Genomic DNA, 16076 nt, shown 5'->3' on the forward strand with positions numbered 1-16076 from the left:
GCGGGACACGAGGCGATCCTATTGTGCAAGTTTCCCTAACGGCAAGGGTTTGATTCACAACAGTCTCCTGGATTTTCATCAAAGCCTGAGCCCGAATGCCCTCTGGCTTTTTCAGTCAACTCTCAAGCAATAAATCTCAGAATGGATATAACGGCAGCGGTTTTATACAACAAAGAGGGCTACCACACCGGAGGCAAAAAACTTCTGGGGCGTCATTCAGCCGGAGAAGGGTTTCTCAAAAGCTTAGTCCAACACGGAACCGCCGACTCTCTCTACTGTTGCGCCGATAGCGAAACAACCTTTAAGGAGTTTTGTTCGCACATCCAACCTTGGCTGCAAAAACCTCGGAAAGTTCGCTGGATTCCGATGGAACGACCGGATTTGCTATCTCAACCGGGCACAATTTACCGACCCGATCCGGTTCTGTCGCAGATGGTGTGGGCGCGCAGATTTGTCGATCAGCGGGCCTACAGCGTTTGTGGCGTTACTCACACGATCGGTACACAATACATCATGGAGGCGATCGGCGATTTGATAACCGCACCCATGCAGCCTTGGGACGCCCTGATCTGCACCTCTGCAGCCGTGAAAACAGCAGTAGAAGGAGTTATGACGGAGTGGTCTGAATATTTAGCCCAGCGCAACGGCGGTAAACCGGAAATTTTGGTCAAATTCCCCGTTATTCCCCTCGGAGTCGATTGCAGCGCGTTTCCGCAGGGTGTGGAAGCAGTTAATAGTCGCCACCAAATACGGCAAGAACTCGGCATTTCTCCCGAAGATATAGTTGTGTTATTTGTCGGTCGATTGACTTTTTCTGCAAAAGCTCATCCGGTACCCATGTACATCGCCCTAGAAAGGGCCGCACAACAGACAAAAGCCAAAATCCACTTAATTCAAGCCGGTTGGATAGAAGATCCGAGAGAAAAACCCGACTTTAAAAATAGCGCACAAATATTTTGTCCCTCCGTGAATGCTATTTTTTTAGATGGGAGACAGCCGGAAATTAGAATAAATATTTGGTCGGCGGCCGACATTTTCATTTCGCTGTCCGACAACATTCAAGAATCCTTCGGACTGACGCCAATTGAAGCTATGGCGAACGGACTCCCGGCCATAGTCTCCGATTGGAACGGATACAAAGAATCTGTACGCCACGAAATAGACGGCTTCCGCATTCCCACACTCATCCCGCCCCCGGAATCTTGTTTAGATTTAGCCTTAAATTATCTTGACGGCAGCTTAAATTGGCCGACTTACATGGGTCACACCTCCCTCGCCACAGCAGTTGACATTGATGCTTGCACCCGCGCGTTGTGCCAATTAATTGAAAACCCAGAAGTGAGAAAGCGGATGGGGGAAAATGCCAGACAAAGGGCGAGGGAAATTTATGATTGGAAAGTAGTAATTGCTGCTTACGAACAATTGTGGCGGGAATTAGCAGAAATTCGCCAGGGGACACCGGAGTCCGCACCTTTAAAACCTGGGAAGCCGCCTTATCCCCTAGGCGACGATCCGTTTCGGGTATTGGGTAATTATGCGACTAGAAGTTTAAGCAATGAGATGATGCTGAGTCTGGGGGCGATCGCCACACCAGAACTTTTAAAGCAGGTACAGACAATTAGGTTTACCAGTTTTGGTGAAGATAGGAGAATATCTGTTAACATTCAGATGGAGATATTGGATACAATTAAGCAGGAAGGTGCGATCAGCGTGGGGGAAGTTATCCGACGCTACGTTAAAAACGAGCAAGAATTAGCATACCTATATCGGACGATGCTCTATCTGGTGAAATTTGGTATCTTAGTTATTAGTCATTAATCAATGTAGGGTGCACACTGGACACAGACAAACCCAATAATAAGCGCGCTAAAAACGACTTGTCGCGTAATTTATAAATAATATTGAACGCGAACTCAAGAATATTTTTTCCTTCTTCATCCCTCTTCCTAAAAAAATATATGCTGAGAAAATCTGCACTCTTAGAGATAATTGCTGGTAAGAATCGCGGTTTGCTGGCGACTCCCAGCGACAAACAAGCAATTTTAAGTGCGATCGCCCAATTGGAAGATTACAACCCCACATCACGCCCTGTCGAAGCCGGAGAGCTTTTAAATGGTGATTGGCGGTTATTGTATACCACCAGCCGCGAACTGCTGAATCTCGACAGTTTTCCCTTGGTAAAATTGGGTCAAATTTATCAATCTATCCGCGTCAAAGAATCTAAAATTTACAACATTGGCGAACTTTATGGCTTGCCTTATTTGGAAGGAATTGTCAGTGTAGCAGCGAGATTTGAGCCAACTTCCGAACGGCGAGTGCAGGTGAAGTTTGAGCGGTCTATAGTAGGTTTAAGCAGGTTGATTGGCTATGAATTTCCGGGGAAGTTTATCGATGAGATTGAGTCGGGGAAAAAGTTCGCGGCTGTAGATTTCGGGATGGATACTCGCGAACAGCAGGGATGGCTTGATATCACTTATTTGGATAAAGATTTGCGGATTGGACGGGGGAATAAAGACAGTGTTTTTGTCTTGACAAAAGAGTGATTTTGTGATGTGTGATTAAGTGCGATCGCCCCTTAACTCATTCTCAATTTATCTTTCTTTCATCCGCGTTTATCCGCGTTCATCTGCGGTTAAAAATCAAAAATATATCACTTCTGCAAACGATTCAACACTTACTAAAACCCTCAAATCCATAGCCGATACAAGCTTCAGATAGGATAACCGTTAAAACTTAGCGTTAAGAATTGACAATTGACAATTCTTGTGATATGTGCTTGAATTTTAATGGAAAAGGCGTTAGTACATTCCCGCCAAGAAACTTACTAACGCCTTTTGTGTACTCCTTACGAATACAACACGATTATGCCACAAAACGGTTATCAACAGGGATTCGCAGCGAATCCTAGTGCGATCGCGTACCAAAAACGCCTTTACCCTTGGGCGATCGCCAAACTCATGCCCAGTATGCAGCGGGCGATTGTGGGGCGATTTCGCAGTCGATCGGATGCTGACGGACACTTGCTGTGTCTGCGTCAACTGATGCCTCAAACAACGCTTGTCGTAGTCTTTGACTTGCAACCAGACTTAGAAGTACCAATTGCGGCGCCCACAGCAATTCGATAAGCACAAGGATCTGATCCCCCCCTTAAAAAAGGGGGGCTATAAAAATTGACAAATACCAATTACCACGACAGATAAATATCAACCTAAGTTAGGATAATTTTATCCTCAATTTGCTTTTAAATCATGACTTCTACAACTGCCAAATTCATCGTGTCTCAAGTGGGAGAAATTCCCCAATGGCAAGCCGCGACATGGGAAGATTATGTAGCAGCCTGCGAAGATCCATCTTTGGAGAAAGCCAGAATATTTTTTTATGAAGGATATCTTTGGATAGACATGGGTAATGAAGGGCCTCAGCACGCCAGATTTAACGATCTGTTTACTATCATATTTTTCGTGTGGTTTACTACCAAAATAGGACAAACTTTTGATTCTCTCAGCGGTTGTGTAATTGAGAAACCTAAAGTGGGAGCGGGTGCCCCAGATAAAGTTTTATACATCGGCGGAGATTTCCACCAATGGCAAAAAGGGAAACCCCGCCGAATTAATCTGAATCAGTCGCGAGTTCCCGATTTAGTCGGGGAGATAGCCGATACTACTTTGGCCAGCGATTTAGATGAAAAAAAGCGGTTGTATGCTGCTTTGGGAATTCCTGAGTATTGGGTAGTAGATATTAAGGGCGAGAGAGTTTTGGCATTTCGCTTGCAGGAAAACGGGAAATATCAAGAATGCGAAATTTCCGGTGCGCTTGAGGGATTGCCAATTGCTTTGCTGTCGGATACTCTGAAACTTTTGGGTGAGGGAAATGGGACGGCGGCGATGTGGTTTGCTCAACAAATTGGGAAGTTGTAGAGAAGTGGGCGAAAAGTGCGATCGAGCGTAGCTATCCCGTAGGCAATCGCCCTTAATGCTTCTAAATCTTGTACGCAATTATCGCTTAAATAGAACCCTCAAGGGCATAAACAGTTACACATTTTTAGAATAAATCTATATAATCAAGTTAAGTGACTTGAGAAAATGTATGACAACAACTGTAGTAGACATCGGGACTTTAATTATCCGCAATCCCAACCTTCGAGGCGGCCGTCCGATTATTGCTGAAACTGGTACTTCTGTCCGCCGCATCGCCGTTTTGTACAAGCAGGGTAACAGTGCGGAAGAAATTGCTAGGCTGATGACTCACTTATCGATCGCACAAGTTTATGCAGCTTTAACGTATTATCATGCTAATCGAGAAGAGATTGATACAGATTTAGCTGAGGAACAAGAAGCTTACGAACAGTTAGCAGAGTTACACTACAAAAACCTCAAGACAAATTCATGAGCATTATTCTACTGCTGCTAGACGAAGATGCGATGAATTCGGCTCTGCTAGATGCTCTACGCCTGCGGAGTGTTGATGTTATTTCTGTGGCAGAAATAGGAATGCTGTCTCGCAGCGATGAAGAAATTTTGTATTGGGCTCATGAAAATCATCGAGTAACCTCTAGTTTTAATACTAGGGATTTTTATCGATTGCATACTAATTTTAGCACGCAAGGGGAAGAACATATGGGGATAATCTTGGGACAGCAGAATTATTCAGTTGGGGAACAATTGCGTCGCTTGCTAAAAATTATAGCTAGTAAATCCGCAGAGGAAATGTACAATCAAGTCGAGTTTTTAAGTGCTTGGGGTGAAGGATAAGCGATCGCACTTGGAAAAAAGTGCGATTCCCTACGGGATAGCTACGCTCGCGCGTACTCTCCTCTAAAAACGCGATCAAAATTATCGGCGTCCATCTCCGTCCATCTGCCTCAATCTGCGGTCAAAAAAAGATTAATAGCCTCGCTTACCAGCCCAAAAAATATAAAATCTAAAATCATAAAAAAATGCTCCGACTCTCCCAAACCCAACTCAAAATTCTCGAAGAATGCCCCCGCAAATTCCAACACAGCTACCTCGAACTACTCGCCACCACCGCATCCCCAGAACACAAAGAAAAACTCACATGGGGAAGCCACTTTCACCTATTAATGCAGCAGCGAGAACTCGGACTTCCCATTGAATTCATCATCCAACAAGACCCCGAACTGGGACGCTGTGTAGCAGCATTTATCAACACAGCACCCGAACTTTTCGCCAATTCAGAAAATAGCGATAGAATTTTCCGCCAAGCCGAACACCCCCGCACCCTAATTTTCCAAGACTACCTATTCACCGTTATCTATGACTTGCTAATAGCCGAACCAAACGCCGCCCAAATTCTCGACTGGAAAACCTATCCCCGCCCTCAAAAATCAAAATGGATAGCCGAAAGTTGGCAAACTCGCCTCTATTTATACGTCTTAGTAGAAACCAGCGACTATTCCCCCGAACAAGTTTCTATGACATACTGGTTCGTACAATTGCAAGGAGAAGAACCGCCGCAAAAACTCACGTTTTATTACAACCAAACAGAACACGATCGCACCAAACAAGATTTAACCCACCTATTACAGCAGCTAACCGACTGGCGACAGCGCTATACCGAAGGCGGCGAATTCTTACCCCAAGTAGAAATTAGTTCCAATCTTTGCGATTCCTGTCAATTTGCCACTCGCTGCAACCGCACAACAGACACAAAAACTCCCTCAGCAGATCTTCTCGCAGAAACTCCCACAGATTGGCTACCAAATCTTGCTATAATCGACGAAATATTTATTTAATATATAAACAAGCCCCCATATTTTACTCGTTACTAGGCTCTGCCTCCAATTTTCCCGATCGTAAGTGAGGCAGAGCCTCTGGAAATGGGTTCCCAGGCTCTGCCTGAAAACCAGTTACCAGTTACTCGGTTTAAGTTTTATTTAACATACAAACAAGCCCCTAGATTCATCTGTGGTCACAATCTAAAATCTAAAATCTAAAATCTAAAATCGAATGACAGAACTACTTCAAAATTTACCAACTCAACCCCTATCCGAACCCCCAGATTGGCTGCTCCAAGCTGTCAGAAACCATGCACCCGAACTACCCGGAAACTATGCCGCTACACTTCTGTGGTATAGAGGAATTCACAACCCCGAACAAATACCCGGTTTCTTAAATCCCCAACTTTACCAACCAGCAAGTCCCTTTGAATTCGGGCTAGAAATGAACTGGGCGATAGAAAGAATCCAGCAAGCACGAAACAGCGGCGAAAAAGTCGCTATTTGGGGAGATTTCGACGCCGACGGCATTACCTCAACCTCCGTACTTTGGGACGGACTGGGAGAATTTTTTGCTCAAAACGACCAACTAACTTATTACATTCCCAACCGCTTAACCGAATCTCACGGACTCAATATCCCAGGAATAGATGCCTTAGCAAAAGCGGGAATTAGCTTAATTATTACCTGCGATACGGGCAGTACAAACATCGCCGAAATCGAATACGCCACCAGCTTAAACATCGATACAATTGTCACCGACCATCATACATTACCTGAAGCTCGCCCGCCAGCTACAGCCATTATCAATCCCCGCTACTTCCCCCCAAACCACCAATTATTTAACCTTTCAGGAGTTGGAGTAGCTTACAAATTAGTTGAAGCACTATATCACACATTACCGGATATTCCGCAGCGCCCGATCGCAGATTTATTAGAATTAGTAGCGATCGGCTTAATTGCCGATTTAGTCCAACTCACAGGAGACTGCCGCTACCTAGCACAACTCGGAATCGAACAACTGCAAAAACAACTCACAAATCCCACCCGCCCAGGAGTTGCAAAATTGCTCGAACTGTGCAAAAGATCGGGCGATCGCCCAACCGACATTTCCTTCGGGCTCGGCCCCCGAATCAACGCCGTCAGCCGCATTCAAGGTGACGCTAGCTTCTGCGTAGAACTCCTCACCAGCCGCGACAAAAAACGCTGCGAAGAACTAGCAAATTTAACCGAAATTGCCAACTCCCGGCGCAAATCTTTACAAAAAGATGTTGCCAAAGATGCCGCCACCAAATTAGCCAAACTCGACCTCTCAACTACTAGCGTCATCGTCCTCAGCGACCCTCAATGGCCCGTAGGAGTATTAGGATTAGTAGCGGGACAAATCGCCCAAGAATATGGCCGGCCCGTGATTTTATTCAGCACAGAAGGAAGTGAACAAATTAATAAAAATTCCCCGGAAACGCAATTTACATCCTTATTAGATTCAGAATCACCAACACTTTCCCCATCCAAAATTGCCAGGGGTTCCGCCCGTTCCGCCAATCAAATTGACCTTTACCAATTAGTCAAAGACCAAGCGCATTTATTGCACAGATTTGGTGGTCATCCCTTCGCCGCCGGATTAAGTCTCGCAGTTGAAAATATCCCTCTCTTTACCGATGCGGTAAATCAGCAACTGCGGCAACAGTACAGCACCGATAGTTTAACAGCCGCCCCCGTTGAAGCAGACCTAAAAATTACTGTCTCCGAATTAGGCAAAGACTTATTTCAAGAACTAAAATTGCTCGAACCGTGCGGTATGGGCAACCCCGCACCCAAATTGCTGATTGAAAACTGCTGGTTTGACAATCTCTGGAATCAAAAAATTAAGGATTTGAAAGGGCAAAAAATAGAATATATTAAAACAGAATTTACAATTAGGGATGAATCTACCGATACGGGATTTCCCGGCATTTGGTGGGGACACAATCAAAACGAAGTTCCCCAAGGCCGCTGCGATGTTACGGTTGAACTAGATTTTAATACTTACAAATCGCGGTATGAAGTGCGCCTCGTAGCACTACGGGAACGCACGGAAGACAGCCAAATAAATTCTCAGACTAAAATAGATTGGATCGTAGACTGGCGCAATAGAAATAACGATGAAGAGTTGTTAGCTGCTAGCACAAACTTAGAATCTCCAATGCCGATCGACAATCTAGTTTACAATTCCGAAAAGGTCGATCGCGAAAACTCGATCGTCCTCGAAGAATGCCCCGCAAGCTGGGACGAACTGCGGATCTGGTTTCGGCAAGCACAGCACACTCAGAAAAAACTCGCGATCGCCTATACTTTACCTCCACTCGTACCCCCACAGCAAATCTGCCAACAGCTAATCGGCATCGCCAAATACCTCAGCCGCACCAACAAACCCGTCACCAGACAACAACTCCGCCAAAAACTAGGTATCAGCGACACATCGCTGCAACTAGGGTTCAAAACCCTAACATATCTCGGTTTTAAAATCAATTATCGCGATCGAGCTTTCCACATCACCAGACAACCCGAAACCGCACAGCGTCAAGACGCGCCCGATCAAATCCCCAAACCCTTATTAGATAGCCAATCCCTTCAATTCTCAGTGCCAAATTCCCCGATTGCTGCCCGTTTTGCATCGCAATTCCTAGCAGCCGTCTCCGAAGAACAATTCCGGCGGAAATATTTCTGTGAAGTACCCCTTTCGACCATTTTGTCGATCGCGCGAGAAACCGTTTTCCAAGAAGATTCTATAGCAATTCCCTTCTAACTGAGATATTGCACCATTGTTAAGAACGGAATCTCCGGCCCGTTCCACTCATGAGATAACTTTGCTTATGGGTTACACACGCTGTTACCACTGGTGGGGCTGGCTTTTGGTCTCCTGAAGCGAGAGAAATTTTTGTCGGTCTCGCTTAAGAGGTCTATTCCTGACACGGAGGCAACATCTCAGTTCTAAGAAATATCTTAGTTCTGAATTCATCCCGATAAAATAAGGCATAGGGCAATGCGAGTTATCCGTTGCGAGTCAGGCCCAAAACTCATAACTCCTAACTCACAGCCCAAAACCCAAAACTCCCCACCGCCAAACTCGCTCGCCCATCTCTCATTTAAAACCCCTATGCTTCTGTGTCCCCGCTGCCAATTTGAAAATCCCAATCCAAACAAGTTTTGTCAACAGTGCGGAAATTCCCTAATTTACAAACCTTGCCACGAATGCGGTGCCCAAGTCGCTTTTAGCGCCAAAGAATGTCAGAATTGTGGCGTCGCAACAGGTCAAGTGTGGCGGGCCATTATCTGCGGTCGATCGAATTTTCCAGCAGTCGAGCCAGACGAGTCAACCCTACCCCCAGCCGAGTTTCCGCAAAAACCAGAGATGGTTCCAGAAATCGCATCGCCCCAAAACTCTCCTGAACCAATCACAGACGCCATTAAAACGGAAATCACCACCCCACCCGAACCCCAAACAGCAGTCGCACCAACTTCTCCACAGACCGAAGCCGCCGAATTCAGCAGCGCAGAAATAGACGCTGTGGTAGCCGTGGGGGCGATCGCACCAGCCTCCTTGCAAACAACAGAAAAAAGCTCTACTACAGCACCAGAGCGCGAAATAACCCCATCTGAACACAATTTTACAACCGCACCACAGCCTCAACAAATCCAGGAAGCAACCGAGAACCCCCACAGCCCAAACATAGCTGACACCTCCCCTCCATCTCCAGAAGTCCCCATCCCCAATTCAGAATATTTAATCCCTTCCCAGCCAGCCGGAGCTTATTTAGACACTCAGCAGCGCTACCAACTCCTAGAAACCGTGCCGCCGAGAAAACGCTCAGACACAGTAGAAGTAACAGTATTGGACTGTCAGCCACTGGAAATGTCACCCCTCAAAGCCATGCTAGCAGCCAACTCTGCCAGCGTCGCCAGACGAACATCCCCCTATACCGCAGCAATCAAAGGCGGAGAAAATTCAACCAATCCCGCCTTAGCAGAGCTTTGCCAAGGCATAGCTGAACCTTACCTGGCACTCCGGTGGCAATTCTCTCAAAACCTGCCAGTCATTCACGATAGCTGGTCAGACAACGAACAGGCAGTCCTGCTCCTAGAAGACTGCTCCCAATGGCCGCTGCTGGTAGAACGGTGGAATCAGCCCGAAACTTCCATCCAGCAAATTTTATACTGGCTGCACGAAATGACAGAACTGTGGGCTGCCCTAGAACCCTGGCGCTGTCGGCAAAGCTTGTTGGAACTGACAAATTTGCGAGTCAACCCCGACTCTTCCTTTTCCTTGGCTTCTTTGCGGCTGCAATACCTCTATCCCGAACCCGCCGGCTCAAACCTGCAATTGGTAGATTTGGGGCAATTGTGGCAGGTGATATTTAGCCAGTCCGATCATCGCACTCAGTTTGGCGCCTTGCTCGAACTGCTGCAACAAATGTACAGAGGCGAGATTAACACAATCGAAGAATTGCGATCGCGCCTAGAAACAGTTCCCCTCGAACTCCAGCCCGCACCTTCACCAAGCTCAACCCCGACACACAGGCATTACCGCAGTCCCGACGAGTCGCCCCCCGAGGTGGGCGAGGTCTTAACCCAGCCCATGCCACTTCAGATTTACAGCTTAGAAGACGCAGGTCTCACCGATGTTGGCCGCACGCGCGACCACAACGAAGACTTCTTCAGCATCTGGACTCAGCTCAACAAACTCGAAAGCTCCTTCGGTCGCATTTTTCAAACCAAAGGGCTTTACATTCTCTGCGACGGCATGGGCGGACACGACAGCGGAGAAGTAGCCAGCCAACTAGCGGCTGAAACCCTCAGAGAATTCTTTCAAACCCGTTGGGAAAATCAACTACCTCCGGCAGACACCATTCGCGAGGGAGTGCTGCTAGCCAACAAAGCCATCTTTGAAATCAATCAAAAGGACGGACGCTCCGGCAGCGCCCGCATGGGCACAACTCTAGTCGCAGTCTTAGTTCAAGACACCCACTTCGCCGTTGCCCACGTCGGCGACAGCCGCCTCTACCGACTGAGAAAGGGACAAACCCTAGAAAAAATCACCTCAGACCACGAAGTCGGGCAGCGCGAAATTAAGCGCGGAGTTGACCCGGAAACTGCTTATGCTCGTCCCGACGCCTATCAACTAACTCAAGCCCTCGGCCCGCGAGACAGTAATTTTCTCAAGCCTGACGTGCAGTTTTTAGACTTGTGCGAAGATACCTTATTAATTTTGGCTTCCGACGGCCTGACAGATAATGATTTGTTGGAAAGTCACTGGCAGAACACTCTCGAACCCCTGTTCAATCCCCAAGCTGATCTCGACCAGGGAGTTACCCAGTTGATTGAACTCGGTAACAAACGCAACGGTCACGACAATATCACGGCAATTATCATTCGGGCGCAGGTAGGCGCATTTCGATTTTAGAATGTGGATGCTGCCAACTTTTTCAAAGGTGGCGTCTTTCCTACGTGACGCCCTGGGCTAAACCTGGAATTCTTGCAGAGAAAAAAACAGCTTCTGCCGTTTCCGGGCAAGGCTTTACTGCTCGCTCTGTTCTTAGCTATCTGGTGTTAAAACAGCTTCGGTTTGAGTGATCAAAAACTGATTACAGACCCATACTATTGCAGACAAGCTGTAGAGTACCAACCATTTATCCGTAGCTTTAATTTTGAGACTCTGTTCAGGGAATCTACCGGAAAAAGTTGCTTGAGAGTAAGTGGATTCATCATAGTTGAAAGAGCTTTTACTTACAAAAATAGTTGGTCTAATGAAAAAAAATCCACTAAAATGAAGTGAGTCCGCAGGCTGGCTAATGCGAAATCTGTTTTATACTCGATCGCTATCGGGGCAACGTGGGAAGTGTCTGCTCTACATATATATGTGGGGCTGACATCACAATCTGCTGCTACATCAAATTTACGTAAAAGTTTAGCGATTGTTTACCTAGTTTTTGTTGTTGCAATTTTTAAATTGATAGACTGTGTTTTAAGGAGCGATCGACTCCTCAGAATTTTTACGAATAATTGTTCCCCAAAAACTATTGATCACTTATTGTTTATGAAATCTTTAATCATAATCAGGATATTATAAAGTTTTCCTGAAAAAAACGTCTGAAGCTCATAATTAATTTTTAATTTCTAATTTTTTAAAGCCCTACGCCCCAAATCTGTAAATTTCCGCCAACTCTCACTGCCACATCAGGGAGTTCAACCACATCAATCGAAAATGCTGCTGACTCTTTTAGATCCAGAAAAACAGACCCCCCTGCAACAGTGGAGTTTCGAGAGCGAATCCATTATTCGCATCGGCCGCTCTCCAGACAATCACGTTGTGATCCCCAATGCTCTAGTGTCGCGGCAACATCTGGAATTGCAAAGAGTTAATAACGGGAGATCCAGTCAGTGGTACTTAGTCAATTCGGGGACAAATGGCACTTTGGTAAACGGTATTCTCATGTCTCAGGGTTGGATATCCGACGGTGCCCTGATCCAGTTGGCACGAGGCGGCCCTATTCTGCATTTCCAAGTTATTAATATTGAACTTGGCGGCAAAATTGAGGCGAACCCCACTGTCAATCTCGCGACCCCGAGGTGTACCCATGCGGGAAACCCGCCGGGGAATTTATTCTGCATCCACTGCGGCGAACCGATTAAAGTCGATCGCACGGTGCGTCACTACCAAGTGCTGCGAACTTTGGGCCAAGGCGGTATGGGGACAACGACTTTAGCCTGGGATCGAGATAAAGCGAAAGCTCAACAACCCGGAATTTCCCCCGCTGCTTCTCTGGTAGTCCTCAAGGAAATGAATGCTGATATGGCTCAAATCGCCAAAGCTCAAGAACTGTTTGAACGTGAAGCTAAAACTCTCAAAGCCCTCCACCATCCGGGAATTCCTCAGTTTTTTGACTTTTTTGTGGAAGGGGGTAAAAAATACTTGGTGATGGAAATGCTCCACGGCGAGGATTTAGAAAAACGCATCTATAACCGCGGGCCAGTTGCTCCCCAACAAGCAATAGAGTGGATGATCCAAACCTGTGAGGTTTTGGACTACATTCACTCTCAAAAACCCCCGATCGTCCACCGGGATATTAAACCAGCTAATTTGCTGGTGCGCCACCGCGACAATTGCATTACAGTGCTGGATTTTGGAGCCGTTAAAGAAATCGGCACTCCACCAGGGACTCGCATCGGCGTTGAAGGCTACACCGCACCAGAACAAGACCGGGGACAGCCTCTCCCTCAGTCGGATTTATATGCCATTGGGCCTACTTTGATTTTTTTGCTGACGGCCCAAAGCCCTCAAAACTTTTACGGGAAAATAGCTGGAGGTTACGGGTTTAAGATCGAAAATATTCCGACGATCGCCCCCAAGCTGCGGGACACCATTTTGCGAACCACGGCAGCTAAGCCTGGGGATCGTTTTCAAACTGCTCAACAATTAGCTCGAGCTTTAGCAGCTTCCCTTTAAATAGAAGTCAGAATTCAAAACTCAAAAGCCAAAAGTCAGAATTGATTAGGAAGAGGGAAGAGGGAAGAATTTAGCAACAGAAATTTATGAAAGAAAATTTACCGATCGCCTCGAAATTTCTCTCCGACACCCCAGTCCTCCGTCTTCTCTGTTATTCTTCGTCCCAAGCTTCTACAGCTATCAACTCGCTCACGGGGTCTTGCATAGAAAAATCAAACTCTAGCAATTGCTGTTTCCAGTACGGCCATTCGTCGCCGTAAAGCAGAGCAATTTTCCAAATACTGTCTGTCGGTTTGATAATGTCAGACGTGACAAGAGAATGCACCTGACGCTGGAACTTAACCATCGGCTGTATAACCTTCTGGCTCATAATACCTCTTGAATTGTTTAAATTTTGTGAATTACCACTTCCGATCTCACACTTTTTACCGCAGTTTCGCCAAGAACAGTCTCGCCAAGATACGTGTAGATTTTTGTCGGGAAGCTACATATTCAACTTGTATCTTAACACAGTTCGTTTTGACAAGGGCCTATAAGCAGGACTGAAGAGTCAAGACCGACTTCAAAGAATTAATCATCTTTAAAATGTCCCGCTATATGCTGTCGATCGACAGTGGGAGGTTTGCCACCTCGATTGTTTCCACATAGTGGCAGATGCAAGAGCTGCGTTCGGCTTGTTCTTGACAAGGCTGAGTTTGGGTAGGAGAAACTGCAACTACTGCGCTTTCGCTGCTACAGCGTAATTTCCGCTTTCCTGCGGGTAAACCACACCTGTTTCACCTTCGACGCTGGGTTCGCTGTGAGAGTGGGATGTGAACTACATAAACTGATTATAGCTCTACTCACCGCAAAAGCGATCAAAAATTGTTGGATACTGTTGATCGCCACCCCTAAATGTCGATCGAACATTCAAAGGCGACAGCAGGGCGGGCGTACAAGCAAGTTCCCAACCCATCGTCCGTCCTGATTGAGTCAATCTAAAATCTCAAATCTCAAATCTAAAATTGTATGACTTGGACAAGGCGACACATTCTCACTCTGGCTGATTTTACCTCGGACGAATACGATACGGTGCTGCAAACTGCAGCCAGTTTTCGGGATGTGCTCGGCCGCCGCACGAAGAAAGTGCCGGCCCTGCAGGGTCAAGTGGTCGCGAATTTGTTTTTTGAACCTTCTACCCGGACTCGCAATAGTTTTGAGTTGGCGGCGAAGCGGCTGTCAGCGGATACGCTGAATTTTACCCCTGGAAGTTCTTCTCTAACGAAGGGGGAGACTATTCTGGATACGGCTAAGACTTATCTGGCGATGGGAACGGATTTGATGGTAATCCGGCACGAACAAGCTGGAGTTCCGAGCACAATTGCTTCGGAAATGGATCGCTTGGGTTCGAGAGTCAGCGTTCTCAATGCTGGAGACGGCCAGCACGAACACCCATCGCAAGGTTTGCTAGACTTATTTACTATTTGTGCTCTGTTAGATACCGAACGTCCGCGGCTGGAACTTTTAGCGGGTAAAAAAATTGCTGTGGTGGGGGATATCTTACATTCGCGGGTGGCTAGGTCTAATATTTGGAGTCTAACGGCTTCTGGGGCAGAGGTTCATTTGGCCGGGCCGCCAACTTTGCTACCGCTGTTGTTTGCTGAGTGTGGCGATGGTAGGGAAGGCAAATTATTTTTGCATTGGCAGCTTGAACCGGCTTTGGCCGATGCTGATTTTGTGATGACTTTGCGGCTGCAAAAGGAACGGATGAGCGACCATTTGCTGCCGAGTTTACGAGAGTACCATTCTTTGTACGGGATTACGCGCGATCGGCTCAAACTCTGCAAGCCGGATGTGAAGGTGTTGCACCCTGGCCCAGTTAACCGTGGCGTGGAAATTAGTTCGGATTTGATGGACGATGCCCAGTTTAGCCTGATATCTCAGCAAGTTACCAGCGGCGTGGCGGTGCGGATGGCATTACTTTATCTAATCGGCGGCGGTAAAGTTTAGGCTGTTAGTTGTTAGTCATGAATTTCGGATATTTGATTATTTTCACTCTCCATCGCCTCTTTACAAGAATCGTTACCCAGTATGGCCGGGTAACGATTAAAACTCTTTCTAGAAATGTCAAGTGCTCTAGTTAAGAGTTAGGAAAGCCAGGATGCAGATACCCAGCCACCACCTTTGAGTTGGGCCCAGCCATTTTTGTAACGACCGGTCAATTTGATGTGGTCTCCATAATATAACTTGCCGATTACACCAGAACAGCTACTGGGGCGGTGGCGGATATTCAGTCGGCCGCCATTGGTGACAACTTTGGCGTAGCTGTGATGGCTGTGATGGGCGCGATGGCCACACTTGCGGTAGCAACCTGCAGCCTGGGCTTCGCCACCGACACTCAGAACAGATAGGGCTACTGCCATACCTGCAACGCCTATCCATGCAGAATTAGGAATTTTCAAGCCCAGTTGGTCTAACGACTTGACTTGGAGTTCGGACTCTGGAGATTCATAAGCAACAAAAGAGTGGCTCAATGCTAGTGCTTCCATAGTTTCCTCGTGATTGTTGTTAACCTTTCTTGGTGCAGACTCAGGTCAAAACCTCAATTAACAGCCCAAATTATTAACTTATGTTTCATAAAAGCCACAAAAGGGCGTTAAGGTCTTGCTTTTGCCGAGTATTGGCTAATGTTCCTGAACTCTGCACAGGTATATCATGTCATTTATGTAGCTTTCCGGAACAAAAAAATAAATAAAGTTTACATCTGCTGCTAAAAATTTTGCCGACGCGGATTAGAACTCCGGGCAGAATTAAACTTAACTGTGTCATTAAAAAGGGAACGAAGTTATCGATTGGGGTTGGGAATTGCTTGTACTG

At 46.6% G+C, this 16076-nt stretch carries 14 protein-coding genes; 11 read left to right on the forward strand and 3 right to left on the reverse strand.

Going from position 1 to position 16076, the window contains the following annotated elements; genetic code table 11:
* The first annotated feature begins 141 nt into the window (after positions 1 to 141).
* The 10 genes from QT979_RS01895 (at position 142) to QT979_RS01940 (ending at position 13220) form a co-directional block, all read left to right on the forward strand.
* Complete coding sequence (locus tag QT979_RS01895; RefSeq protein WP_333307852.1) at positions 142 to 1818, forward strand: glycosyltransferase family 4 protein; 1677 nt, start codon at positions 142 to 144, stop codon at positions 1816 to 1818.
* 140 nt (positions 1819 to 1958) lie between these two features.
* Positions 1959 to 2543, forward strand: a complete 585-nt coding sequence (locus tag QT979_RS01900; protein WP_333307854.1) for a PAP/fibrillin family protein — start codon at positions 1959 to 1961, stop codon at positions 2541 to 2543.
* Positions 2544 to 2864: 321 nt separating this feature from the next.
* Positions 2865 to 3125, forward strand: coding sequence for a hypothetical protein (locus QT979_RS01905; protein WP_333211430.1), 261 nt, complete (start codon positions 2865 to 2867; stop codon positions 3123 to 3125).
* 123 nt (positions 3126 to 3248) lie between these two features.
* A complete protein-coding gene (locus QT979_RS01910; RefSeq protein ID WP_333307856.1) occupies positions 3249 to 3917 on the forward strand; it encodes a Uma2 family endonuclease in 669 nt (222 codons plus the stop codon).
* 169 nt (positions 3918 to 4086) lie between these two features.
* A complete protein-coding gene (locus QT979_RS01915; RefSeq protein WP_333211427.1) occupies positions 4087 to 4389 on the forward strand; it encodes a DUF433 domain-containing protein in 303 nt (100 codons plus the stop codon).
* The gene (locus tag QT979_RS01920; RefSeq protein ID WP_333307858.1) at positions 4386 to 4751 is read left to right on the forward strand and encodes a DUF5615 family PIN-like protein; all 366 of its coding nucleotides are present in this window, start codon (positions 4386 to 4388) and stop codon (positions 4749 to 4751) included. Before QT979_RS01915 ends, QT979_RS01920 begins: the two co-directional genes overlap by 4 nt.
* A gap of 185 nt (positions 4752 to 4936) precedes the next feature.
* On the forward strand, positions 4937 to 5752 hold the full coding sequence (locus tag QT979_RS01925; RefSeq protein ID WP_333307860.1) for a PD-(D/E)XK nuclease family protein: 816 nt from the start codon (positions 4937 to 4939) through the stop codon (positions 5750 to 5752).
* 214 nt (positions 5753 to 5966) lie between these two features.
* Positions 5967 to 8522 (forward strand): DHH family phosphoesterase, encoded by a 2556-nt coding sequence (locus QT979_RS01930; protein ID WP_333307861.1) that lies wholly within the window; start codon positions 5967 to 5969, stop codon positions 8520 to 8522.
* Between the two features lie 351 nt (positions 8523 to 8873).
* A complete protein-coding gene (locus QT979_RS01935) occupies positions 8874 to 11177 on the forward strand; it encodes a serine/threonine phosphatase (RefSeq protein WP_333307863.1) in 2304 nt (767 codons plus the stop codon).
* Between the two features lie 801 nt (positions 11178 to 11978).
* Positions 11979 to 13220, forward strand: a complete 1242-nt coding sequence (locus QT979_RS01940) for a protein kinase domain-containing protein (protein ID WP_333214738.1) — start codon at positions 11979 to 11981, stop codon at positions 13218 to 13220.
* Positions 13221 to 13371: 151 nt separating this feature from the next.
* On the opposite strand, the gene QT979_RS01945 is transcribed toward QT979_RS01940, so the two are convergent.
* Both QT979_RS01945 and QT979_RS01950 read right to left on the reverse strand, forming a co-directional pair.
* A complete protein-coding gene (locus tag QT979_RS01945) occupies positions 13372 to 13590 on the reverse strand; it encodes a DUF4327 family protein (protein ID WP_193973492.1) in 219 nt (72 codons plus the stop codon).
* A gap of 468 nt (positions 13591 to 14058) precedes the next feature.
* Positions 14059 to 14196: a hypothetical protein gene (locus tag QT979_RS01950; protein ID WP_333307865.1), complete on the reverse strand. Its 138-nt coding sequence runs from the start codon at positions 14194 to 14196 to the stop codon at positions 14059 to 14061.
* A gap of 32 nt (positions 14197 to 14228) precedes the next feature.
* On the opposite strand from QT979_RS01950, the gene QT979_RS01955 reads away from it, so the two are divergent.
* Positions 14229 to 15209: an aspartate carbamoyltransferase catalytic subunit gene (locus QT979_RS01955; RefSeq protein WP_333214740.1), complete on the forward strand. Its 981-nt coding sequence runs from the start codon at positions 14229 to 14231 to the stop codon at positions 15207 to 15209.
* A gap of 137 nt (positions 15210 to 15346) precedes the next feature.
* On the opposite strand, the gene QT979_RS01960 is transcribed toward QT979_RS01955, so the two are convergent.
* Complete coding sequence (locus tag QT979_RS01960; protein ID WP_333228709.1) at positions 15347 to 15748, reverse strand: SH3 domain-containing protein; 402 nt, start codon at positions 15746 to 15748, stop codon at positions 15347 to 15349.
* Positions 15749 to 16076: the final 328 nt, after the last annotated feature.

It is taken from the genome of Microcoleus sp. w2-18bC1, assembly GCF_036700365.1.
Taxonomy (GTDB): domain Bacteria; phylum Cyanobacteriota; class Cyanobacteriia; order Cyanobacteriales; family Microcoleaceae; genus Microcoleus.

Excerpts from the sequence above, each read along its gene's own strand:
- QT979_RS01920 (WP_333307858.1), top strand. The coding sequence starts at position 4,386 with ATGAGCATTATTCTACTGCTGCTAGACGAAGATGCGATGAATTCGGCT.
- QT979_RS01905 (WP_333211430.1), top strand. The coding sequence starts at position 2,865 with ATGCCACAAAACGGTTATCAACAGGGATTCGCAGCGAATCCTAGTGCG.
- QT979_RS01960 (WP_333228709.1), bottom strand. The coding sequence starts at position 15,748 with ATGGAAGCACTAGCATTGAGCCACTCTTTTGTTGCTTATGAATCTCCA.
- QT979_RS01910 (WP_333307856.1), top strand. The coding sequence starts at position 3,249 with ATGACTTCTACAACTGCCAAATTCATCGTGTCTCAAGTGGGAGAAATT.
- QT979_RS01900 (WP_333307854.1), top strand. The coding sequence starts at position 1,959 with ATGCTGAGAAAATCTGCACTCTTAGAGATAATTGCTGGTAAGAATCGC.
- QT979_RS01940 (WP_333214738.1), top strand. The coding sequence starts at position 11,979 with ATGCTGCTGACTCTTTTAGATCCAGAAAAACAGACCCCCCTGCAACAG.
- QT979_RS01925 (WP_333307860.1), top strand. The coding sequence starts at position 4,937 with ATGCTCCGACTCTCCCAAACCCAACTCAAAATTCTCGAAGAATGCCCC.
- QT979_RS01945 (WP_193973492.1), bottom strand. The coding sequence starts at position 13,590 with ATGAGCCAGAAGGTTATACAGCCGATGGTTAAGTTCCAGCGTCAGGTG.
- QT979_RS01915 (WP_333211427.1), top strand. The coding sequence starts at position 4,087 with ATGACAACAACTGTAGTAGACATCGGGACTTTAATTATCCGCAATCCC.
- QT979_RS01935 (WP_333307863.1), top strand. The coding sequence starts at position 8,874 with ATGCTTCTGTGTCCCCGCTGCCAATTTGAAAATCCCAATCCAAACAAG.
- QT979_RS01955 (WP_333214740.1), top strand. The coding sequence starts at position 14,229 with ATGACTTGGACAAGGCGACACATTCTCACTCTGGCTGATTTTACCTCG.
- QT979_RS01930 (WP_333307861.1), top strand. The coding sequence starts at position 5,967 with ATGACAGAACTACTTCAAAATTTACCAACTCAACCCCTATCCGAACCC.
- QT979_RS01895 (WP_333307852.1), top strand. The coding sequence starts at position 142 with ATGGATATAACGGCAGCGGTTTTATACAACAAAGAGGGCTACCACACC.